Source organism: Nocardioides sp. (assembly GCF_964229035.1).
Taxonomy (GTDB): Bacteria; Actinomycetota; Actinomycetes; order Propionibacteriales; family Nocardioidaceae; genus Nocardioides.
The window spans coordinates 20531-42307 of the sequence record NZ_CAXRAZ010000055.1 but is presented as its reverse complement, the minus strand read 5'-3'; the positions used below and the strand labels follow the sequence as shown (position 1 = coordinate 42307).

20 protein-coding genes are annotated in these 21777 nt (G+C 73.1%); 8 read left to right on the top strand and 12 right to left on the bottom strand.

What is annotated here, in order from left to right:
- Nucleotides 1–56: 56 nt before the first annotated feature.
- Together ACERUN_RS16800 and ACERUN_RS16795 are read right to left on the bottom strand one after the other, a co-directional pair.
- A complete protein-coding gene (locus ACERUN_RS16800; protein ID WP_370291187.1) occupies nucleotides 57–656 on the bottom strand; it encodes a sugar O-acetyltransferase in 600 nt (199 codons plus the stop codon).
- Between the two features lie 15 nt (nucleotides 657–671).
- Nucleotides 672–1166 (bottom strand): PGPGW domain-containing protein, encoded by a 495-nt coding sequence (locus ACERUN_RS16795; RefSeq protein WP_370291186.1) that lies wholly within the window; start codon nucleotides 1164–1166, stop codon nucleotides 672–674.
- A gap of 240 nt (nucleotides 1167–1406) precedes the next feature.
- Here ACERUN_RS16795 and ACERUN_RS16790 point away from each other — a divergent pair, with 240 nt between their 5' ends.
- Nucleotides 1407–2984 (top strand): adenylate/guanylate cyclase domain-containing protein, encoded by a 1578-nt coding sequence (locus tag ACERUN_RS16790; RefSeq protein WP_370291185.1) that lies wholly within the window; start codon nucleotides 1407–1409, stop codon nucleotides 2982–2984.
- A 23-nt stretch (nucleotides 2985–3007) separates the two neighbouring features.
- Here the strand turns inward: ACERUN_RS16790 and ACERUN_RS16785 are convergent, their stop codons facing one another.
- The 4 genes from ACERUN_RS16785 to ACERUN_RS16770 all read right to left on the bottom strand — a co-directional run bounded on the left by ACERUN_RS16785 (nucleotide 3008) and on the right by ACERUN_RS16770 (nucleotide 9684).
- On the bottom strand, nucleotides 3008–3598 hold the full coding sequence (locus ACERUN_RS16785) for a TetR/AcrR family transcriptional regulator (RefSeq protein ID WP_370291184.1): 591 nt from the start codon (nucleotides 3596–3598) through the stop codon (nucleotides 3008–3010).
- Nucleotides 3595–6660 (bottom strand): MMPL family transporter, encoded by a 3066-nt coding sequence (locus tag ACERUN_RS16780; RefSeq protein WP_370291183.1) that lies wholly within the window; start codon nucleotides 6658–6660, stop codon nucleotides 3595–3597. The genes ACERUN_RS16785 and ACERUN_RS16780 overlap by 4 nt, the downstream gene beginning before the upstream one ends.
- Nucleotides 6661–6949: 289 nt before the next feature.
- Nucleotides 6950–8773: a phosphoenolpyruvate carboxykinase (GTP) gene (locus ACERUN_RS16775; RefSeq protein WP_370291222.1), complete on the bottom strand. Its 1824-nt coding sequence runs from the start codon at nucleotides 8771–8773 to the stop codon at nucleotides 6950–6952.
- A gap of 398 nt (nucleotides 8774–9171) precedes the next feature.
- Entirely contained in the window at nucleotides 9172–9684 is a 513-nt protein-coding gene (locus tag ACERUN_RS16770; protein WP_370291182.1) for an Lrp/AsnC family transcriptional regulator, read from the bottom strand.
- A 154-nt stretch (nucleotides 9685–9838) separates the two neighbouring features.
- Between ACERUN_RS16770 and hppD the strand changes: the two genes are divergently transcribed.
- Genes hppD through ACERUN_RS16745 form a run of 5 tightly spaced genes read left to right on the top strand, consistent with a single transcriptional unit; the run spans nucleotide 9839 to nucleotide 15696 of the window.
- A complete protein-coding gene (gene hppD, locus ACERUN_RS16765) occupies nucleotides 9839–11059 on the top strand; it encodes a 4-hydroxyphenylpyruvate dioxygenase (RefSeq protein WP_370291181.1) in 1221 nt (406 codons plus the stop codon).
- Nucleotides 11059–12264 carry a homogentisate 1,2-dioxygenase gene (locus ACERUN_RS16760; protein ID WP_370291180.1) on the top strand — a complete coding sequence of 402 codons (1206 nt, stop codon included), beginning with the start codon at nucleotides 11059–11061 and terminating at the stop codon, nucleotides 12262–12264. Before hppD ends, ACERUN_RS16760 begins: the two co-directional genes overlap by 1 nt.
- Nucleotides 12261–13178 (top strand): hypothetical protein, encoded by a 918-nt coding sequence (locus tag ACERUN_RS16755; RefSeq protein ID WP_370291179.1) that lies wholly within the window; start codon nucleotides 12261–12263, stop codon nucleotides 13176–13178. Before ACERUN_RS16760 ends, ACERUN_RS16755 begins: the two co-directional genes overlap by 4 nt.
- A complete protein-coding gene (fahA, locus tag ACERUN_RS16750; RefSeq protein WP_370291178.1) occupies nucleotides 13175–14452 on the top strand; it encodes a fumarylacetoacetase in 1278 nt (425 codons plus the stop codon). Before ACERUN_RS16755 ends, fahA begins: the two co-directional genes overlap by 4 nt.
- Complete coding sequence (locus ACERUN_RS16745; RefSeq protein ID WP_370291177.1) at nucleotides 14449–15696, top strand: Glu/Leu/Phe/Val dehydrogenase dimerization domain-containing protein; 1248 nt, start codon at nucleotides 14449–14451, stop codon at nucleotides 15694–15696. Before fahA ends, ACERUN_RS16745 begins: the two co-directional genes overlap by 4 nt.
- 105 nt (nucleotides 15697–15801) lie before the next feature.
- Here ACERUN_RS16745 and ACERUN_RS16740 read toward each other — a convergent pair whose 3' ends face one another.
- From ACERUN_RS16740 to ACERUN_RS16720, 5 genes are read right to left on the bottom strand one after another with little or no spacing between them, the layout of a single operon-like run.
- Nucleotides 15802–16662 carry an MBL fold metallo-hydrolase gene (locus ACERUN_RS16740; RefSeq protein WP_370291176.1) on the bottom strand — a complete coding sequence of 287 codons (861 nt, stop codon included), beginning with the start codon at nucleotides 16660–16662 and terminating at the stop codon, nucleotides 15802–15804.
- A complete protein-coding gene (locus ACERUN_RS16735; protein WP_370291175.1) occupies nucleotides 16659–17546 on the bottom strand; it encodes an NUDIX hydrolase in 888 nt (295 codons plus the stop codon). Before ACERUN_RS16735 ends, ACERUN_RS16740 begins: the two co-directional genes overlap by 4 nt.
- Entirely contained in the window at nucleotides 17546–18025 is a 480-nt protein-coding gene (locus tag ACERUN_RS16730; RefSeq protein ID WP_370291174.1) for a RidA family protein, read from the bottom strand. Before ACERUN_RS16730 ends, ACERUN_RS16735 begins: the two co-directional genes overlap by 1 nt.
- Before the next feature lie 4 nt (nucleotides 18026–18029).
- Nucleotides 18030–18191, bottom strand: a complete 162-nt coding sequence (locus ACERUN_RS16725) for a hypothetical protein (protein WP_370291173.1) — start codon at nucleotides 18189–18191, stop codon at nucleotides 18030–18032.
- Between the two features lie 9 nt (nucleotides 18192–18200).
- Nucleotides 18201–18677, bottom strand: a complete 477-nt coding sequence (locus tag ACERUN_RS16720) for an SRPBCC family protein (RefSeq protein WP_370291172.1) — start codon at nucleotides 18675–18677, stop codon at nucleotides 18201–18203.
- A 78-nt stretch (nucleotides 18678–18755) separates the two neighbouring features.
- Between ACERUN_RS16720 and ACERUN_RS16715 the strand changes: the two genes are divergently transcribed.
- Nucleotides 18756–19754 carry an ArsA-related P-loop ATPase gene (locus ACERUN_RS16715; protein WP_370291171.1) on the top strand — a complete coding sequence of 333 codons (999 nt, stop codon included), beginning with the start codon at nucleotides 18756–18758 and terminating at the stop codon, nucleotides 19752–19754.
- A gap of 2 nt (nucleotides 19755–19756) precedes the next feature.
- Nucleotides 19757–21031 (top strand): ArsA family ATPase, encoded by a 1275-nt coding sequence (locus tag ACERUN_RS16710; protein ID WP_370291170.1) that lies wholly within the window; start codon nucleotides 19757–19759, stop codon nucleotides 21029–21031.
- A gap of 162 nt (nucleotides 21032–21193) precedes the next feature.
- Here ACERUN_RS16710 and ACERUN_RS16705 read toward each other — a convergent pair whose 3' ends face one another.
- Nucleotides 21194–21475: a WhiB family transcriptional regulator gene (locus ACERUN_RS16705; protein ID WP_370291169.1), complete on the bottom strand. Its 282-nt coding sequence runs from the start codon at nucleotides 21473–21475 to the stop codon at nucleotides 21194–21196.
- Nucleotides 21476–21777: the final 302 nt, after the last annotated feature.

Here is a 21777-nt window from a genome sequence, read left to right as displayed (position 1 = left end):
GAGGAGCGTCCGACAGAACACCACGGCACCCCGCGGGCACCCGTCCGGCACCGCGGTCAGGCGCCGTCGACCAGCGTCCGGATCACCCGCGCGGGGTTGCCCACCGCCAGCACCCCGGCGGGGATGTCGCGGGTGACCACCGAACCGGCACCGATCACGGCGTGGTCGCCGATCGTCACGCCCGGGCACACGATCACCCCGCCGCCGAGCCAGACGTTCTCGCCGATGGTGATCGGAGCAGCGGCCTCCCACTTGGCGCGGCGCAGGTCGGCGTCCAGCGGGTGCTGGGGCGTCAGCAGCTGCACGTTCGGCCCGATCTGGGAGTCCGCACCGATCCGGATCGGGGTGACGTCGAGGGCCACCAGACCGACGTTGATGAACACGCCGTCGCCGACGTGCAACTGCGAGCCGTAGTCGACGAACAGCGGCGGCCGGATCTCGACACCCTCACCGACGCTGCCCAGCAGCTGCTCCAGCAGCTCGCGACGCCGCTCGACATCGCGAGCCGTCGTGGCGTTGTAGGCGGCGGCGAGATCGGCGCCGCGCCGGTTGGCCTCGACGATCTCGGGGTCGTCGGCGAGGTAGAGCTCGCCGGCGACCATCCGCTCCCACGGCGAGCGGCCGTCGTCCTCGGGCGGGGTGACGGCGTGCGTCATCTGCGAGCCGCCGGATCAGCCGCGCGCGTGCGGGCGCTCGTCGTCGGCGCGGTCGATCTCGCCCTCGAGCGCGGCCACGGCCTCGGGCTTGTCGTGGAAGCGACGGTAGGAGTAGACGATCAGGGCCAGCGCGATGAAGCAGGAGCCGATCATGGTGATGCCGGTCCAGAGGCCACCCGGGAGCCACCAGCGCTCGGCGATCGGCCACCACTCGGGCACCGGGGGCTGGATGATCCACACGATGCCGACAGCCGCGACGGTGAAGGCACCCAGGCACGAAGCGATGATGCGCGGCCACGTCTCGACGCCCTCGGCGGCCGCGCGCAGCGCCCGCAGCCGCACCGGCTCCAGCGCCCGCTCGGCCCAGGTGTACTGCTGGGAGAGGACGGCGAGGCCGGCCACCATGAGCAGCAGCCCCGGCCCGGGGAGTACCAGCGCGGCGATCCCGACGAGGAGCAGCAGCCAGCCCAGCGTCTCGAGGACGACGCGCTTGGCCGCCCCGGTCACCATCGGCCGGTCTCCCGGCGGTGGGCGCCTGCTCGGGGGGCGGGGGCGCGATGGACGCGATGGACGTCGTCGGCGGAGGTGACGGCGCAGCCTGTCATGGGCAGATCCAACCAGAACGCACCAACTGCCGACACCTGATCGGCGGAGCGGGCCCGGGCGGAGGACCGGCCCCCCCGGGAGTGATCGGCGGTGATCAGCGGTGATCGGCGCCACAGGCCGCGGGCGCGACACTAGGGTGGCGACGTGTCCGCCACCTCCGCCGCCGGCCGGCGCGCCCCGTTCGGCTCGCGCCTGCTGGGGCCGCGCGACCAGAGCCCGCGCCGCCTGCGGATCCGCATCCAGGTGCTCCTCACGGTGCTGCTGCTCAGCACCAACGTGATCGGGGCGCTCGTGGTGTTCGCCATCGGCACCTGGGCGATCCCGTCGCCCTCGCCGAACCGGGCGATGACGATCGCCCTGGCGATCTCGATCCCGGTCTACGTGCTGCTGGCCGTGCTGGTGGGCACCTTCTGGGGCACCACCACCGCGCTCAAGGCGCTGCGCTGGGCCACCCGGCGCGGCGTGGAGCCGACGGCCCAGGAGCGCACGCGGGCGCTGCGGGTGCCCATCTCGCTGACGAAGATGCAGCTCACCATGTGGCTCGTCGCCACGGCGATGGTCACGCTGCTCACCTCGCTGCTGCAGCCCTCGCGCGCGGTCGGCACCGGGCTCACCGTGGGCATCGGCGCGGTGGTGGTGGCTGGCGTCTCCTACCTGCTCACCGAGTTCTCCCTGCGCCCGATCGCGGCGCGCGCCCTGGCCGACACCCGGGTCACCGGCCGCATCCGCGGCGTCGGCCTCGGACCGCGCATGACGATCTTCTACGTGCTCGGCACGGGCGCACCGCTCCTCGGGCTGGTGACCGCGGCGGTGCTGACCTTCACCCCCGTGGGCGATGACACCACCATCACCCAGCTCGCCGTCGTCACGATCATCATCTGCTCGATCGTGCTCGTCTTCGGGTTCCTGGTCACGATCCTCAACGCCCGCTCGGTGGCCGACCCCGTGCGCTCGGTGCGCGATGCGCTGCGAGCCGTCGAGCGCGGCAACCTCGATGCCGACGTCGACGTCTACGACGGCACCGAGCTCGGCCAGCTGCAGAGCGGCTTCAACGCCATGGTCAGCGGTCTGCGCGAGCGCGAGACCATCCGCGACCTCTTCGGTCGCCACGTCGGGCAGGAGGTCGCCGCCGCAGCCGCCGCGCTCGGGGCCGGGGAGATCGAGCTCGGCGGCGAGACCCGCATCTGCTCGGTGCTGTTCGTCGACCTCGTCGGCTCCACCACCTACGCCACCCAGCACTCGCCGGCCGAGGTCGTGGCGGTGCTCAACCGCTTCTTCGCCGTGGTGGTCGACGAGGTCGACCGCCACCGCGGGCTGGTCAACAAGTTCATCGGGGACGCCGTGCTCGCCGTCTTCGGAGCTCCCGTGGAGCACCCCGACCACGCCGCCGCAGCGCTGGCGGCGGCGCGCGCGATGGCCGCACGGCTGGCCGCCGAGGTGCCCGAGGTGGGGGCGGGCATCGGCGTGGCCACCGGCCAGGTGGTGGCCGGCAACGTCGGGCACCAGCAGCGCTTCGAGTACACCGTCATCGGCGACGCGGTGAACTCCGCCGCCCGGCTCACCGACCTCGCCAAGGAGGCGCCGGGCTGCGTCCTGGCCTCGTGGGAGTGCCTCACGGCGGCTGAGGACTCGGGGTCCGGCGAGGCCGCGCACTGGAAGGCGCACGGCGAGGTCGTGCTCCGCGGGCGGTCCGCGCCCACCCGCACCGCCGTCCTCGCCTGAGCGCCCCCATCAGCCGGGCGCGCTCAGCCGCCGCGCCCCAGCCCCTCGAGGGCCAGCGACACCTGCAGCAGCACGCTCGCGGGGTCCACGTCCGGGTGGACGTCGGTGAGCTGGCCGTCGCGCTGCAGCACCGCGAGCCCGTGCACCGTGGCCCATCCCAGGGCGTGCAGTTGCTCGACGGGCAGGTCGGGCCCCCACCCGGTGCCGCGCGCGGCCCCCATCGTGGCGAGCAGGAGCTCGAGGTGCTCGGTGCGGACGGCGACCAGCGCGGCGTCGTCCACGTGGAGGAGCTCCGGGCGGAACATGACGTCGAAGGTGGTCGGGTGGCGGCGGGCGAACTCCAGGTAGGCCACGGCGGCGGCACTCACCTGGTGGCCGCCCGGCTCAGGCGTCTGCGCGATCGCCTCGCGCGTGCGCTCGACCAACGTGGTGAACCCCTCCACCGCGAGGGCGGTGAACAGGCCCGCCCGGTCGTCGAAGTGGTGGGCGGTGGCCTGGTGCGAGACCCCGACCCGGCGCGCGATGCCCCGCAGGCTGGTGCGCGCCAGACCGTTGGCCATGATCTCCTGCTCAGCGGCGCGGAGCAGCCGGTGCCGCAGGTCGGGGTACCTCACCCCGCCGATCCTGCACCATGACCGGCGCGCAGCTGCGGCCACCACAGCCGCGGCCCGAGCACGGTGGCGAGCGCGGGCACCAGCAGCGAGCGGACGACGAAGGTGTCGAGCAGCAGGCCGATCGCGATCGTTGACCCCGCCTGGCCGAGCGTGGTGACGCTACCCGCCAGGAGCGCGAGCATGCTGACGGCGAAGATGACGCCGGCGGTGGTGATCACGCCACCGGTGGCGGCGGTGGCCCGTGCGACGCCCTCGGGCGCGCCGTCGGGGGCCTCCTCGTGGATCCGCTTGGCCAGCAGCAGGTTGTAGTCGGCGCCCACCGCCACGAGGATCACCAGCGACACCGCGGCGACGGTCCAGTCGAGCGGGATGCCCAGCGCGCCCTGCCACAGCAGCATCGACGCCCCCATCGCGGCGCCCCACGAGAGCACGACCGTGCCCATGAGCACGAGGGAGGCCACGAGGCTGCGGAGCACGACGAGCAGCACCAGGAACACCGCGAGGATGGAGCCGAGGGCGATGGTGCGCAGGTCCTCGTGCACGTACTCGCGCAGGTCCGCGTTCACCGCCGCGACGCCGGCGACCGACACGTCGGCATCCTCCAGCGGGGTGTCGTTGAACGAGGTGCGGACGACGTCGCGCAGCTCGCGTGAGCGGTCGAGGGCCTGCGTCCCGAAGGCGTCGGTGGCGCCCAGCACGGCGATGCGCGCCACGCGGCCGTCGTCGGAGATGAACAGGCGTGCCGCCGAGCGGAAGTCCTTGTTCCTGAGGGCGGCCGGAGGCAGGTAGAAGCCGCTCGTGGCGGGGTCGTCGCCGATCGCACGGTCGGTGCTGCGCAGCACCCGGGCGGCCTGGCTGAGACCCTGCTCCAGCTCGGGCAGCGTCGAGGCCACCTCCTCGGTCCCGCCGCGGACGGCGGTGGTGCCCTCGGCGAGCTGGTCGGCACCGTCGGCGAGGTCGCCGAGGCGCTCGGCGAACACCTGCTGGCCGTCGGCCAGCTGGCGGGTGCCGGATCGGGCCCGGTCGAGCCCGTCACGCAGCTGGTCGAGGCCCTCGGAGAGCCGGCCCGTGCCGCCGGCGAGCGCGCGCGCACCGGCCGCGGCCTGGCGCAGGCCGGGCAGCAGCTGGTCGCGCTGGCCCTCGTAGATCTGCTGCAGTCCCTGACGAGCCTGCGCACAGGCCGGGTCGAGCCCGCACAGGAGCGTCTTGGTGTTCAAGGCGTCGACCACGAGCGCGAGCCCGTCGACGGCGAGTGCGACCTGGTCGGCCGCCGTCGTCAGACCGCTGGCCAGCTCGCGCGCGCCGCCGCGCAGCTCGGCCGACCCGGACGCCGCCTGCTCGGCACCGTCGAGCAGGCGCCCGAGTCCGGCGGTCAGGCGCGCGCTGGCACCGGCGATGCGACGGGCCCCCGCCACGGCGGTGTCGGCGCCGTCGGCGAGCTGCCCCGCGCCGTCCTCGAGCTCGCCGGCTCCGGCGGCCAGCTGGCCGGCGCCGTCGGCTCCGTCGGACACCTGTCGACCGGCCTCGGCGAGCTCGTCACCCACCTTGGCTCCCTGCCCGGCCAGGGAGGCGGCGGTGATCGGAGCGCCGTCGGGGCGGGTGGCGGTGCGCACCAGGTCGACGTCGTCGTCCTGCGCGACGGCGGCCGCCGCCCGCTCGATCAGCGCGAGGTCCTTGCTGGTGCGCAGGTCGCGGTCGGACCGGATGACCACGTAGTCCGGCAGCACCTCGTTGACGGGGAAGTGGCGGGCGAGCAGCTCGTAGCCCTGGTTGCTCTCCACGCCGTCGGGCAGCGGCTCGCGCACGTCGTAGCTGAGGGTGATGAGGGGTGCCAGCGCGGCCAGTGCCAGGAGCGGCACGAGGGAGGCGACCCCGACGCGCACGGGGTGGGCCGAGACCAGACCCGCGACGCGCGTCCAGAACGGGGCGGCCGAGGTGGCGCGCGGCTCCGCGCGCCCGCGGCGCGCCACGAGCAGGAGCAGTGCCGGGGTCAGGCTGAGGGCCACGAGCAGGTTGACCGCGATGCTGACGGCCACGGCCGGACCGGTGGTGGTGAAGAAGCCGATGTGGGCCAGGGCCATCGTCAGCGTCGCCAGGGCGACGGTGACCGCGGAGCCCGCCACGACGCCTCCGACGCGGGTGGTGGCCACGCCGATGGCCTCCTCCACGCCCACGCCGAGGCGGCGCTGCTCGTGGTAGCGCGCCACCAGGAAGACCGCGTAGTCGGTGCCGGCCCCGAGCACGATGGCGGTCAGGAAGGTCCCGCTGAAGGTCGACACGGTGAACAGGCCCTCCATGCCGCACAGCGCGACCACCGCGCGCCCGAGTCCGAGGCCGAGGCCGACCACGGCCAGGGTCAGCAGCGGGATCGTCAGGGAGCGGTAGATGAGCAGCAGGATGGCGCCGATGAGCACGACCGTGACGAGCGTGATCCGCAGGACGCTGCTCTCGGAGGCGATGGTGTTGTCGACCACCGTGGCGGTCGGTCCCGTCACCGCCACCGTGAGGCCCTCCGGCCGATCCTCGGCGATCAGCTCGCGCACGGCCTCCACCTGCCGCAACGAGGACGGCGCTCCGGTGGCGCCGGTGATGCCGACGAGGAAGTAGCGGGCCTGGTCGTCGTCGCTGGTGAGGGCCTCGCGCAGCTGGGGGTCGCGGATGTCCTGGACGAACGCGACGTCCTCGGTGTCGGCGCGCAGGGTCGACACGAGCGACTCGGCGTAGCGGGTGTCGGCCGCGCTCAGACCGCTCGTGCGCTCCATGGCGACGACCACGACGCTCTCGCTGTCGCCGTTCTCGCCGCTGCCGAACGCGCGGTCCATCGTGTCGGCGGCCACCTGCGAGGGTGCGGCCGGCGGCACCACCGGGCTGGAGTCGCGACCTGCGATCTCCTCCAGCTGGGGCACGGCGACGTTGAGCGCCACGGTGAGGATCACCCAGAACGCCACCACCCACAGCGGACGACGCACCGAGATCCTCGCCCAGCGCGCGACCCTGACCGGGGGGACCTCGGCGGGCGCACCGGCGTGGTCGTCGGGCTGGTGCGGGGTCTCGGTGGCCACGGCTGCTCCTCGGGGTCGACGACGCCCCCTCACCACGGGCCTCATTGCCAGTGGCAAGCGGACGTCACCGTGACGGTAGGGGCGCGCGCTTGCCACTGGCAGGGAAATCGGGCGAATCCCCGCGTGGGCCCGCTCACACCGGCCGGCCGATGGGCGGGCGGGCGGGCGACCATGCGCCCGCACTCCCTCCCCAACAGCACACGACCCCGGTCCCACGAGGGGACCGGGGTCGTGCGGAGGTTCCGATCAGGCCCGGATCAGGCCCGGGGCAGCGCAGGTCGGATGCGGCTCAGGCGTTGTCGAGCGCCTGGGACACCCGTCGGTGGGCCTCCCAGATCGCCTCGGGCAGGCCCTCGAACTGCGCGAGGTGCTTCTCGCGGTAGCCCATCTCCTGCTGCCAGCGCGCGGTGTCGATGCTCAGCACGGTGTCGAGGTCGGCGAGTGCCTGCTCGTCGAGGCCCTCGAGCAGCAGCTCGTCGCGGGCCGGGAGGACGCCGACCGGCGTCGAGACGCCCGTGACCTCGCCCTCGAGGTACTGCATGAGCCACACCAGCGGGCGCAGGTTCTCGCGGTAGCCGGGCCACAGGAAGCGACCGTCGTCGCCGCGCTGGAACCAGTTGACGTGGGCGAAGATCGGCTTGGTGGTGGTGCGACCCAGCACCTCGAGCCAGTGCGCGGCGTAGTCGGCCTCGGCGTAGGACATGAAGGGGCGCATCGACATGGGGTCGTAGCGCAGCACGCCCTCGAGGCCGTCGGCGGCCGCAGTGGCCTCCGCGCCCAGGGTCAGGCCGTCGTACACGCCCTCGGCGATGTCCTTGATCGCGCGCACCAGCGGCTCGCGGTCACGGGTGCGACCACCGAAGATGATGCCGTGGATCTCGACGCCCGCGGGGTCCTCGAAGTCCTTCGCGACGTTCGGCACGTTGGCGAGCGTGGTGGTGAAGCGGCTGTTGGGGTGGGCCCAGGGAGCGTCGACGTCCTCGCCGGTGCGCTCGGCGATCACGTCGCCCTTCCAGTCCTCCCAGCCGTCGAGGTCGGTCGGCTTCTCGCCACGACCCTCCCACCAGACCTCCTGGGTCTTGGTGTTGTAGGCGACGTTGGTGAAGATCGCCCCGGTGTTCGGCACGATCGAGTCGATCGCGGTGGGGTTGGTCTTCTCGTTGGTGTCCTTCGCGACACCGAAGACGCCGTACTCGGGGTTCATCCCGTAGAGCTTGCCGTCGTCGCCGACCCACAGCCACGCGATGTCGTCACCGTAGAACTCGACGTAGTAGCGGTCGCCGAGGGCGTCGGGCGCGAGCGTCATGGCGAGGTTGGTCTTGCCCGAGGCCGACGGGAAGCCACCGCAGATGTTCCACTTCTTGCCGGTCTGCTTGTCGGTGATGCCCAGGAGCATGAACTGCTCGACGAGGAAGCCGTTCTTCCAGCCGTCGAAGGAGCCCTGGCGCAGGCCGTGGGCGATCTTGCCCAGCAGGGCGTTGCCGCCGTAGGACGAGCCGAAGTGCAGGATCGTGCGCTCGTCGGCGACGGTCACGAAGTAGCGCTTGTCGTCGGGGGTGCCCTGGCCGAGGTTCTCCAGGTCGCCGGTGACGTGCACGGCCTTGACGAAGGAGTCGCCGAGGTCGTTGATGTACTCCACGCCCACGCGGGCCATGCGGATCATCTGCAGCACGACGCCGCGGTTGTCGGTGAGCTCCACACCGGCCGCGAACTTCTCCAGGGGCGAACCCTTGGGGGCCATGAGGTAAGGGATCACGTACATCGTCTTGCCCGCGGAGGCGCCGGTCATCAGCTCGACGAGCTTCGGCTTCATCTCCGCGGCGGGCTTCCAGTTGTTGTAGATGCCCTTGTCGCGCTCGTCGCTGGTGGCGACGATGGTGCGCTCCTCGGCGCGCGCGGTGTCCTTGAAGTAGGACCGGGAGTAGTAGAGGCCCTCGCCGGCCGGCAGCAGCTCGCCGGCGTCCAGGCACTCCTGCACGAGTCGGGCGTCGTCGGCCGCGGAGACGACCTCGATCCGCTCGGCACCCGTGATGTTGGCCCAGTGTGCGACGTACTCACGGACGTGGGGGTTGGTCAATCCCGCCTCGTCGAGCGTCCGCTCCACATCAACCATCTGCAACTCGCCAGCCTTTCGGTCCTTGTCAAGGTGTGGGCACGCTACCCCACAGCCCACCCGACCAAGATCGGGTTACGAATCGGGTCGATCCGTGGACACCGTCGTCCGCGTGGGCCACACCATGGCACCCGTTCCGCGCTCGTGCACATCGGCGCGGACGACGAATCGCCCGTGTTTGCAGGGCTCTCGCCGGTGGATCGATCCAATGGGCGACTACGAGGGGCGGACGGCTCCGGTGTGACCGGAAGCACATGACCGATGGGTCCCTTCGTCGCGCGATCGGCAGACAGCGGCCCCGGCTGGGTGTCACGATGGAGTCCGCCGCCGCAGGTGACCCGAGACGCCTGCGGCGGCTTTCAATTTTTCCGGCCCCGGCGAGCGGCCGCGGGCAGCCGCTACCGGCCCCGGTAGGCCGGCGCCCGCGGACTCGGCGGCGGCTCCGCGGCGGCGAGCAGCGGCAGCACGCGGGGAGCGATCAGCACCGAGAGCACCATCACGCTCGTCGAGCGCACCACCGACGCCGACTGGTCGATGCGCACGAGCGTCGCCTGCAGCTCGGGGTGCGAGCGGGTGGCCACCTTGCAGAGCACGTCGTAGGAGCCCGTGGTCACGTGCGCCTCGAGCACCTGGGGGATGGCGGCGAGGTCGCGCGCCACCTCGTCGAGGGCGCCCTGCGAGATCTCGAGGGTCACGTAGGCCTGCACCTCGAACCCCGCCGCCGCGACGTCGAGGGTCGGATCCCAGTCGGCGATGACGCCCGCGTCGGCGAGACGCCGCAGGCGGCTGTGCACGGTGGCGCGCGCGAGGCTCGTGGCCCGCGAGAGCTCGAGGTCGCCCGCGCGCGGGTGCTCGGTGAGGGCGCGCAGCAACGCGAGGTCGACCTGGTCGAGGGGGAGGGCACCGGGCATGGCAGCCAGCCTAGGGCGCAGGTTGCCACGCTCGTCCAGCGCGAGTGGACAGATTGTCCAGCTGTACCAGACCTCAGCGCGACAGCCTGGGCACCATGACCACCTCCTCGTGCGCATGTTGCGCCGCTCACATCGCGGCTGGTCACCTGCTGCCATGGCCGTCCACGACACGTCCCTCCACGACACCCTCACCAGCGAGGAGCGGCTCGCCGACCTCGACCTCGACACCCTGACCCGGCTCGTCGGCCTCGTCGACCACGACGACGCCCGCGACCCGTTCCCGGTCACCGGCTGGGACGCCGTCGTGTGGGTCGTCGGCAACGCCACGCAGACCACGCACTTCTTCGTCTCCGCTCTCGGCATGGAGCTCGTCGCCTACGCCGGCCCCGAGACCGGCCAGCGCGACCATGTGTCCTTCGTGCTGCGCAGCGGCGGGGTGCGCTTCGTCGTCCAGGGCGGGGTATCGCCCGAGAGCCCGTTGCACGACCACCACCGGCGCCACGGCGACGGTGTCGTCGACATCGCCCTCGAGGTGCCGGACGTCGACCGGTGCATCGCCCACGCCCGCGCGCAGGGCGCCGAGGTGCTCGTCGAGCCCCACGACGTCAGCGACGAGCACGGCACCGTGCGCACCGCCGCGATCGCCACCTACGGCGAGACCCGCCACACGCTGGTCGACCGCTCGCGCTACGACGGCCCGTACCTGCCCGGCTACGTCGCGCGCTCGTCGTCCTACACGCGGCGCGAGGGGGCGCCGCGACGGTTCTTCCAGGCGCTCGACCACGTGGTCGGCAACGTCGAGCTCGGTCGCATGGAGGAGTGGGTCGACTTCTACCGACGCGTCATGGGCTTCACCAACATGGCCGAGTTCATCGGCGACGACATCGCCACCGACTACTCGGCGCTCATGTCGAAGGTGGTGGCCAACGGCAACCACCGCGTGAAGTTCCCGCTCAACGAGCCGGCCGTGGCGCGCAAGAAGTCGCAGATCGACGAGTACCTCGAGTTCTACGGCGGGCCGGGCGCGCAGCACCTCGCGCTGGCCACCAACGACATCCTCGCCACCGTCGACGCGATGCGCGCCGAGGGCGTGGAGTTCCTCAGCACGCCCGACTCCTACTACTCCGACCCCGAGCTGCGCGCGCGCATCGGCGAGGTCCGCGTGCCGATCGACGAGCTGCAGAGCCGCGGCATCCTCGTCGACCGCGACGAGGACGGCTACCTGCTGCAGATCTTCACCAAGCCCACCGGCGACCGGCCCACCGTGTTCTTCGAGCTCATCGAGCGCCACGGCTCGCTCGGCTTCGGCAAGGGCAACTTCAAGGCCCTGTTCGAGGCCATCGAGCGCGAGCAGGCGCGGCGGGGCAACTTCTGATGGCCCACTACCTGCGCGTCGGGGAGGTGCCGCCCAAGCGCCACACCCAGCACCGCGCCCCCGACGGCTCGCTCTACTTCGAGGAGCTCATGGGCGAGGAGGGCTTCTCCTCCGACTCGTCCCTGCTCTACCACTGCCACCTGCCCTCCTCGGTGGTCGAGGCGCGGGTGTGGGAGCTGCCCGACCAGAGCACGGTGCCCAACCACCCGCTGGCCCCGCGGCACCTGCGCCTGCACAAGCTCACCGCCGCCGACTGGGCCGGCGTGGACGCCGTGCACGGGCGCCGCCTGGTGATGGGCAACGCCGACGTGCGCATCTCCTACGTGGCCTGCGGAGCGCACTCGCCCCTCTACCGCAACGCCGTCGGCGACGAGTGCGTCTACGTGGAGTCCGGCACGGGCGTCGTCGAGACCGTGTTCGGCGCCCTCGAGGTCGGTGCGGGCGACTACGTCGTGATCCCCCGCGCCACCACGCACCGCTGGGTGCCCTCCGCGGGGGCCGAGGAGCCGCTGCGCCTCTACTGCATCGAGGCCAACGGCCACATCACGCCGCCGAAGCGCTACCTCTCGCGCTTCGGGCAGTTCCTCGAGCACGCGCCCTACTGCGAGCGCGACCTGCGCACGCCGTCCACGCTGACGGCGTCCGAGGACGACGGACCGGTCGAGGTGTTCATCAAGCACCGCGGCCCCGGCGCCGGCGGCCTGGCCGGCACCGTGCACGTGCTGCCCGCGCACCCCTTCGACGTGGTCGGTTGGGACGGCTGCCTCTACCCCTACGCGTTCAACATCGCGGACTTCGAGCCCATCACCGGGCGCGTGCACCAGCCCCCGCCCGTGCACCAGGTGTTCGAGGGTCCGAACTTCGTGATCTGCAACTTCGTGCCGCGCAAGGTCGACTACCACCCGCTGGCGATCCCCGTGCCGTACTACCACTCCAACGTCGACTCCGACGAGGTCATGTTCTACGTGGGCGGCGACTACGAGGCGCGCAAGGGCTCGGGCATCGGCGTCGGTTCGATCAGCCTCCACCCGGGCGGGCACCCGCACGGCCCGCAGCCTGGGGCGTACGAGCGCTCGATCGGCGTCGAGGCGGTCGACGAGACGGCCGTCATGGTCGACACCTTCCGCCCGCTCGAGCTCGGCGAGGCCGGGCGGGCCAGCGACGACGGCGTCTACCTGACCTCTTGGGTGCGGGGCGTGCAGTGAGCACCGTGGCCCCGGCGGCGTGGCCGGTGCGTCTCACCGGCCTGCTGGACGACGCCGCGGTGTTCCCGCCCGGCGACCTCCCCCTGCCCGACGCCGTGCGGGCCCACCGCGAGCACCGCCGGGGTCGTCACGCCGCGCTGGTCGGTCCGCTCGTGCTGCCGGCGACCGCGCTCCCCCGCCTCGCTGACCTCCTCACCCCGGCCGTGGACGACGACCCGCTGGCCATCGCCCTCACCGTGCCCTCCCCGGAGGCGGCCGAGGGTGCGCTGGCCCGCGCGGTCGAGATCGCCGGTGTGGAGGTGCGCAGTCTCGAGGTCGCGCTGCCGGCGGCGACGGATGAGGGTCCAGCCGGGGTCGCCGGGGCGGCCGGTGCGCGTGCCGCGCTGCGCCACCTCGACGCCATCGCCGAGCTGGCGCCCTCCCTCGCCATCAGCGTCGAGCTGCCGCGCGACGCCCGGCGCCCCCACCTGGTGGAGGCGCTCGCCGGCACCGGCCTGCGCGCCAAGCTGCGCACTGGCGGGCTCACCGCCGACCTCTTCCCCGACGCCGCCGAGCTGGCCGCGGCCGTCGTCGCGCTGGCGCGCGCGGAGGTTCCGTTCAAGGCCACCGCGGGCCTGCACCACGCGCTCCCCACCGCCGACCCCGCGCTCGGCGTCGTCCAGCACGGTTTCGTCACGCTGCTGCTGGCCGCCGAGGCTGCGGCGGCGGGCGCCGAGGCCGACGAGGTGGCGGGCCTGCTGCGCGAGCAGCGGGCCGACGTCGTCCGCGACCGGTTCGCCGCCACGCGCGGGGGCGACCCGGCCGCCTCGGCCGGCTCGCCCCCGGCACGACCGTTCACCTCGTTCGGCACCTGCAGCATCGCCGAACCCGTCGCCGAGCTCGTCGCGCTCGGCCTGCTCGAGGAGCCCCGATGACCGCCCGCACCCCCGACAGCGCCGACAGCCCCGACAGCCCCGACAGCGCGGCGCTCTACGGCCTGCACAACCTGCCCTACGGCGTGGCCTCGGCCGACGGAGCGGAGCCGCGACCCGTCACGCGCCTCGGCGACGAGGTGGTCGAGATCGCCGCACTGGTGGGCGACCTGGCCCCGCTCTTCGAGCAGCCGAGCCTCGACGCCTTCCTCGCCGCCGGTCGCCCGACCTGGGACGACGCGCGCGCCCGCCTGGCGTCCGCGCTCGCCGACGGCGTGCCCGCGGGCCTCGGCCGCAGCCTCGACGAGGTGCGGATGCACCTGCCCTTCACGGTGGCCGACTACGTCGACTTCTACGCCTCCGAGCACCACGCCACGAACCTCGGGCGGCTCTTCCGCCCCGACGGCGAGGCGCTGATGCCCAACTGGAAGCACCTGCCGGTGGGCTACACCGGTCGGGCCGCCTCGGTGGTGGCCTCGGGCACCGACGTCGTCCGCCCGTGCGGCCAGCGGCGTCCTCCGGGCGCCGAGGCCCCGACCTTCGGTCCCTCCACCCGCCTCGACATCGAGGCCGAGATCGGCTTCGTGGTGGGCACGGGCAATGCGATGGGTCGTGCGATCGACATCGCCGACGTCGACGACCACCTCTTCGGCGTCGTGCTGCTCAACGACTGGTCGGCGCGCGACATCCAGGCCTGGGAGTACGTGCCACTCGGCCCCCACCTCGGCAAGTCGTTCGCCACCACGATCTCGCCGTGGATCGTGCCGATGGCCGCGCTGCGCGCAGCCCGCGTCGACGTGCCCGGACAGGACCCTGTGCTGCCCTACCTCGCGATGGAGCGCCCCTGGGGCCTCGACATCGAGCTCGAGGTCGAGTGGAACGGCGAGGTCGTCAGCCGCCCGCCGTACGCCACCACCTACTGGTCACCCGCGCAGATGCTCGCCCACCTCACCGTCAACGGCGCACCCACGCGCAGCGGCGACCTGTTCGCCTCCGGCACGGTGTCGGGCCCCGAGCGCCACCAGCGCGGCGCGTTCATCGAGCTCACCTGGGGCGGCGCCGAGCCCGTCGAGGTCGCCGGCGAGCAGCGCACCTTCCTCGAGGACGACGACGAGGTCGTCCTCCGCGCCACCGCGCCCGGCCCGGGGGGCACCCGCCTGGGCTTCGGCGAGGCGCGCGGGCGCGTCGTCCCCGCGATCGACCCGCCCCCGAGCGCCCGCGCCGCCGCGCACCCCGCCCCGCACGCCACCGACCGCACCCTCCAGGAGACGTCATGAAGGACCTGCTCGCCCGCTTCGAGGCGGCCGCCCCCGAGATCGTGTTCGAGTGGCACGACTCCGACACCGAGGCCCGCGGCTGGGTCGTCATCAACTCGCTGCGCGGAGGCGCCGCCGGCGGGGGCACCCGCATGCGTGTGGGCCTCGACCGCTCCGAGGTGGAGGCGCTCGCCAAGACCATGGAGGTGAAGTTCACCGTGTCGGGCCCCGCGATCGGCGGCGCGAAGTCGGGCATCGACTTCGACCCCTCCGACCCGCGCCGCGCCGGCGTCCTCGAGCGCTGGTTCAAGGCCGTCACGCCGCTGCTCAAGACCTACTACGGCACCGGCGGCGACCTCAACGTCGACGAGCTGCACGACGTCATCCCGCTCACCGAGCGCTACGGCCTGTGGCACCCGCAGGAGGGCATCGTCAACGGCCACTTCGCCGCCGACCAGCGCGAGGTCGTCCAGCGCGTGGGCGCGCTGCGCCTGGGCGTCTCCAAGGTCGTCGAGGACCCCCGCTTCACCCCCGACCGCGACGCCAAGTACACGGTGGCCGACCTCGTCACCGGCTGGGGCGTGGCCGAGTCCGTGCGCCACTTCTACGACGTCTACGGCGAGCACCCGCACACCGGCGGGCGCAGCGCGGAGGGCAAGCGGGTCGTCGTCCAGGGGTGGGGCAACGTGGGCTCCGCGGCCGCCTACTACCTGGCCCGGGCCGGAGCCGTGGTCGTCGGCGTGATCGACCGCGACGGCGGGCTCGTCGTCCCCGAGGGGTTGGGCCTGGACGCCGTGCACCGGCTCTTCCTCGACAAGCAGGGCAACCGGCTGGTCGCCGACCAGGTGCTCACCCCGGCCGAAGTCGAGGAGCGGGTCTGGGACCTCGGCGCCGACGTCTTCCTGCCCTGCGCCGCCTCCCGCCTGGTCACCGCCGACCAGGTGAAGCGGCTCGTGGCGGGCGGGCTCGAGGTCATCGCCTGCGGCGCGAACGTGCCCTTCGCCGACCCCGAGATCTTCTACGGCCCCACCTACGAGCTCGCCGACGCCAACGTGGCCGTGGTGCCCGACTTCATCGCCAACTGCGGCATGGCCCGCACCTTCACCCTGCTCATGGAGGGCATCGACGAGGTCTCCGACGAGGCGATCCTCGGCGACGTCTCCGCCACCATCCGCACCGCCCTCGAGGCCTGCCGCACCCGCTCCCCCGAGCCCCGCTCGATGGCCGCCACCGCCTTCGAGATCGCGCTCGAGAAGCTCGTCTGACGCTCGACGGCGCCCGCGGCCGCATCCGGCCGACCGCGCTTGTAACTACGTGTTCGTGTCTCTACCAGGGTGGTTGACCGCCCTGGTAGAGCACCTAACACGTAGTTACAAGCGGGCTCGGCGCGCGAGGTAGGCCAACTGGGAGCGCACCGAGAGCTCGGCGGCCGGCCACAGCGAGGTGTCGACGTCGGCGTAGACCACCTCGACGACCTGTCTCGGCAGGTCGGGATCCTCGGCGACGTCGGGCGGCAGGGCGTCGAGGCGCAGGCCGAGGCGAGCCACGGCGTCCTCCACCTGCGCGAGGCGCTGGCGGCGGTGCACCACGTAGAAGTCGAGGACGCCGGCCGCGTCGGCCAGCACCGGGCCGTGGGCCGGCCACAGGGACTCCGCCCGACCCTCGCCCACCAGCGCCCGCAGGCGCTCGAGGGACGTGAAGTAGTGGGAGAGATCGCCGTCGGGGTGGGCGATCACGGTGGTGCCGCGACCGAGCACGAGATCGCCGGTGAGCAGCGAGCGGTCCTCGCCGACCAGCAGCGAGACCGAGTCGAGCGTGTGCCCGGGCGTGGTGAGCACCTCGACGTCGAGGCCGTCGAGCAGGAGCCGCTCGCCGTCGACGATCGGGTCGGCGCGCCAGCACTGGGCGGCGTCCAGGCCGCGCACCCCACAGCCCATCCGCTCGGCGAAGGAGCGGGCGGCCTCGGTGTGGTCGAGGTGGTGGTGGGTGACGAGCACGGCCTCCACCTCGCCGGCCACCTCGGCGACGGCGTCGAGGTGGGCGTCGTCCAGCGGGCCGGGATCGACCACGAACGAGCGGCGCGCGCCGGGCTCGCGCAGCACCCAGGTGTTGGTGCCGTCGAGGGTCATGGGGCCCGGGTTGGGGGCGAGCACACACCGCCCGCGCTGCCCGTGCGCTCCGCCGTGCCACTCGCCGAACGGCGGCACCTGCTGGCCGGCGGGCGCGCTCACGAGCCGCTCCGCCGTGCGGCCACCTCGGCGCGCAGGTGGTCGGGCATCGAGAGCGTGTAGCCCTCGCCGAGCGGCTCGACGGTGGGGGTGAACATCTCCACCGACCGCTCGTGCGCGACCCGCTGCACCGCCGCCGTGCCGCCCTCGCGCTCGGCGACGAGACCGACCTCGAGGCAGGTGAGGTAGGTGGGCGGCAGCATGGCGATCGCGCCGTCCTCGGCCTGCTCGGCCGCGTCGGCGGCGGCCAGCCAGACCACCGAGGACGACTCGCTCGACACGTCGCGGGTGATCTGCCCCCCGGGCAGCTGAGCGACGAAGAACCACGTGCGGTAGCGCTTGGGCTCGAACACCGGCGTGAGCCAGGCGCTCCAGAGCCCCAGCAGGTCGGTGCGGAGCACCAGATCGCGACGGTTGAGGAAGTCGGTCATCGACAGCTCGCGCGACTCCAGGGCGACGCGGTCGGCCTCCCAGTCGTCGCCGCTGGTGTCGGCTACCACCTCGCCGGCGCTCGAGCCGGCGAGCAGCACGCCGGACTCCTCGAAGGTCTCGCGCACCGCCGCGCACACGAGTGCGCGGGCGGCGTCCTCGCCCGTGCCCAGCCGGGCCGCCCAGTCGGCGGGGGACGGACCGGCCCACGCCACGGTGGCGTCGTAGTCGCGCGGATCGACGCCGCCGCCGGGGAAGACGGCCATGCCGCCGGCGAAGTCCATGCTCAGCTGGCGGCGCAGCAGGTAGACCTCCGGCCGTCCGTCGACACCCTCGCGCAGCAGGACGACGGTCGCCGCGTCGCGCGGCGCCACAGGCTCGCGGCGACCCTCCGCGTACTCCAGCGCCGTGGCCGCCAGGTGCTCGGGCAACGGGACGGGCGGCAGCGGGATGCGCATCAGGCCGACTCGGGCGCCTCGTCGAGGATCTCGGCGATCACCTCGACCTCGACGGGGGCGTCGAGCGGCAGCACCGGCACGCCCACCGCGGAGCGGGCGTGGACACCGAGGTCGCCGAAGACGGCACCGAAGAGCTCGGAGGCGCCGTTGGCCACCCCCGGCTGCCCGGTGAAGTCGGGCGTGGAGGCGACGAATGCCACCACCTTCACGATCCGCACGCGAGCGAGGTCGTCGACCTGCGAGCCGATCGCCGCGATCGCGTTGAGCGCGCACTGGCGAGCGCACTCGGTGGCGGTGTCGGCGTCGACCTCCGCGCCCACCTTGCCGGTGACGATGAGGCTGCCCTCGCGCATCGGCAGCTGGCCCGCGGTGTAGACGTACGACCCGCTGCGCACCGCCGGCTGGTAGGCCGCCACCGGCGGCACGACCTGCGGGACGGCGAGGCCGAGCTCGGCGAGCCGCTCGTGCGGCGTCGGCACGGGCTCAGCCCTCGGAGCCGACGGGCCGCTTGAAGTAGGCGATGTCGTTGCCGCCCTGGCCGGGGATGAGGGTCACGAGCTCCCAGCCGTCCTGGCCGAAGTTGTTGAGGATCTGCGCCGCGACGTGGTTGAGGACGGGCGCCACCTGGTACTCCCACTTGGTCATGCAGGCACCCTACTCAGCCGCTCCTCCGCGCCCCTCGGCGAGCAGCGCCAACCGCCGCAGCGCCTCGACGTTGCGGGCGTGCAGCATCGGGTCGCGCACCAGGCGAGGCACCATGCGCGCGGGCCCGGCGACGGCGTCCTCCTCCATCGTCACGCGCGTGCCGACACCTCCGGTGCCGCCGGCGTCCGGGATCGGCGTCAACGTGAGCCGCACCCGGCCGGCACCGGTGGGCCACGCGCGGACCTTCAGCTGCAGCCGCGCCCCGGTGTCGGCCTGCTCCACCTGCTCGACCTGCGTGGTGTCGCTGAGCAGCAGGGGCCAGCCGCCGACGGAGTGGTGGATCGAGGCGCCGACAGCCGGCCACCCGTCGTCCACGGCCCGGATGCGGGCGGCCCCCACCACCCAGGTGGCGTAGGTCCAACCATCAGCCAGGACGGCGAACACGTGCTCGGGCGGGCAGTGGACGACGCGCTCGGTGCGACTCATGCCGCCCGGTACCCACGCTCACACGCGTGCCCCCGGAACCGCCCACCGCGTGCGGACCTCCTCGCTAGGCTCCGCGATGTGAGCGACTGGTCGAAGGTGCGTCTGCATGTGGTCACCGGCAAGGGCGGCACCGGCAAGTCGACCGTCGCCGCCGCCCTGGCGCTGGCGCTGGCGCGCGAGGGTCGCAACGTGCTGCTGTGCGAGGTCGAGGGACGCCAGGGCATCGCGCGGATGTTCGACGTCGACCCCCTGCCGTACGAGGAGCGTCGCCTCACCACGGGCCTGCCCGAGGACGGCGGCGGCCGGGGCGTCGTCCACGCGCTGCACATCGACGCCGAGGCCGCGCTGCTGGAGTACCTCGCCCTCTACTACCGCCTCGGCCGCGCCGGCCGGGCCCTCGACCGCTTCGGCGTCATCGAGTTCGCCACCACCATCGCCCCCGGCGTGCGCGACGTGCTGCTCACCGGCAAGGTCTACGAGGCCGTGCAGCGCAACAGCCGCAACAAGGGAGCGATCGACTACGACGCCGTGGTGCTCGACGCGCCGCCCACCGGCCGGATCGCGCAGTTCCTCAACGTCAGCAACGAGCTGGCCGGGCTGGCGAAGGTCGGGCCGATGAAGTCGCAGTCCGAGACGATGATGAAGGTCTTCAAGTCGCCGCTCACCGCCGTGCACCTCGTGACGGTGCTCGAGGAGATGCCGGTGCAGGAGACGGCCGACGGCATCGCCGAGCTGCGCTCGATCGGGCTGCCCGTCGGCGGCGTGGTGGTCAACCTGGTGCGCCCGCAGGACCTTCCCGCCGACGCGCTGGCCGCGGCGCGGGCGGGCACGCTCGACCGCGAGGCGCTGGAGCGCGATCTGGTGGGAGCGGGCGTGACGGTGGCCGACGGCCTCGTCGACGGCCTGCTCGAGGAGGCCGCCGACCACGCCGAACGGCGCGCGCTGGAGGACTCCCAGCGCGACCTGGTGGCCCGCATCGGCGTCCCCACCTACGAACTCCCCCGGCTGGCGGGAGGCGTCGACATCGGCGCCCTCTACGAGCTCGCCGGGCACCTCCGAGACCTTGGGATGGCGTGAGCATGGCCCGCAGCAGCACCCAGCGTTCCTCCCGCGTCGGCCCCGCGAGCCCGGTCTCGCAGCGCGCCGGCGCCCTCGACGTCGACGCCCTCCTCGACGACCCCGGCACCAGCATCATCGTGTGCTGCGGCTCGGGCGGCGTTGGCAAGACCACGACCAGCGCAGCCCTGGCGCTGCGCGCGGCCGAGCGCGGGCGCAAGGTCGTTGTCCTCACGATCGACCCGGCGCGGCGCCTGGCGCAGTCGATGGGCATCGAGAAGCTCGACAACACCCCGCGGCCCGTGCCGGGCATCGCGGGCGGCAGCGGCTCCCTCGACGCCATGATGCTCGACATGAAGCGCACCTTCGACGAGGTGGTGCTCGCCCAGGCCAGCCCGGAGAAGGCCGAGCAGATCCTGGCCAACCCCTTCTACGTCGCACTCTCCAGCTCGTTCGCGGGCACGCAGGAGTACATGGCGATGGAGAAGCTCGGGCAGATCCACCGCGACGCCCGCGAGGCCGGCACCTACGACCTCGTGGTGGTCGACACCCCGCCGTCGCGCTCGGCGCTCGACTTCCTCGACGCCCCCGAGCGTCTCTCGAGCTTCCTCGACGGCAAGTTCGTGCGCCTGCTGCTCGCCCCGGCCCGCGGCCCGGCGAAGTTGATGACCGCCGGCTTCGGCATCATCACCAACGCCCTCACCAAGATCCTCGGGGCGCAGTTCCTCAAGGACCTCCAGACCTTCGTCGCCGCCCTCGACACCGTCTTCGGCGGTTTCCGCCAGCGCGCGCAGCAGACCTACTCGCTGCTCAAGGACGACGGCACCGCGTTCCTCGTCATCGCCGCCCCCGAGCCCGACGCCCTGCGCGAGGCCGCCTACTTCGTCGAGCGCCTCAGCGAGGACGCCATGCCGCTCGCCGGCCTCGTCATCAACCGCGCCACCCCCGAGCCGCGCGGCACGCTGTCGGCCGACGAGTCGGCCGCGGCGGCCGAGCGCCTGCGCGCGGCCGGCGCCAGCGCCGATGCCGAGGGCGGCGCGGCGGGTGCTGCCGATGGTGCGACAGGGCCGCAGGTCACCGCCGGGCTGCTCCGCCTGCACGCCGACCACGTCCGCCTGGTCGAGCGCGAGCGCGTGCTGCGCGAGCGCTTCGCCGCCGCCCACCCGCAGGTCGCCACCGCCGTCATCCCCGCCCTCGCCGGCGACGTCCACGACCTCGGCGGCCTGCGCCGCGTGGGCGAGTTGATCGCCCGGGGTGCGGCGGGCGGGCCGGGGGCGGATTCACCGGCCGGCCGGTGAATCCGGCACTTGGACGACGGAACTCCGTCGTCCAAGCGCCAGAAACGTCGTCCCAGTCCGGCGACCGACGTCAGGCCAGGCGCGCCTCACAGGCGCTGGAGGCACATCGCGACGACCGCGACCAGCATCGCCCGGGTGAGGGCGGAAGGGTGAGGCCGAACCTCAGGCGTTGACGACGCCGCCGCGCTCGCGGGCGTCCTCGAGCACCTTGCGCCAGGAGGCGTCGGGACGACGGCGCAGCAGCGCACGGCGCTCGCGCTCGGTCATGCCGCCCCAGACACCCCACTCGATCTGGTTGTCCAGCGCCTCGGCGAGGCACTCGGTGCGCACGGGGCACCCCGAGCACACCTGCTTCGCCTTGTTCTGCTCGGCGCCTCGGACGAACAGCTGGTCCGGAGCCTGGTCGCGGCACGCAGCGCGCGGTGCCCAGTCGTCAACCCACATGGATGGTCCCCTGATGATTCCCACAACGACCGGTCAGCACCCCCACAGCGCTTCGGATCCGGTCGTAGGTAAAACTTAAAGGAGTCTGTGAACCTTCAACATCGCTCATCAGACCCAACCTGGGTAGTCACTCGTGACTATCACCGGTCCCTGGGACTGGTCCCGACGGGTGGCGCCGCCCCTGTGGCCACCACCGCGCCCGATCCGACCTCCACCCCATCGTGGACGACGCACCCGCCCGCTCAGCGTGGTCTCAGGCGGCTCTCAGGATACGGTCGTGACCGGTGCGCAGGGTCGGCTCG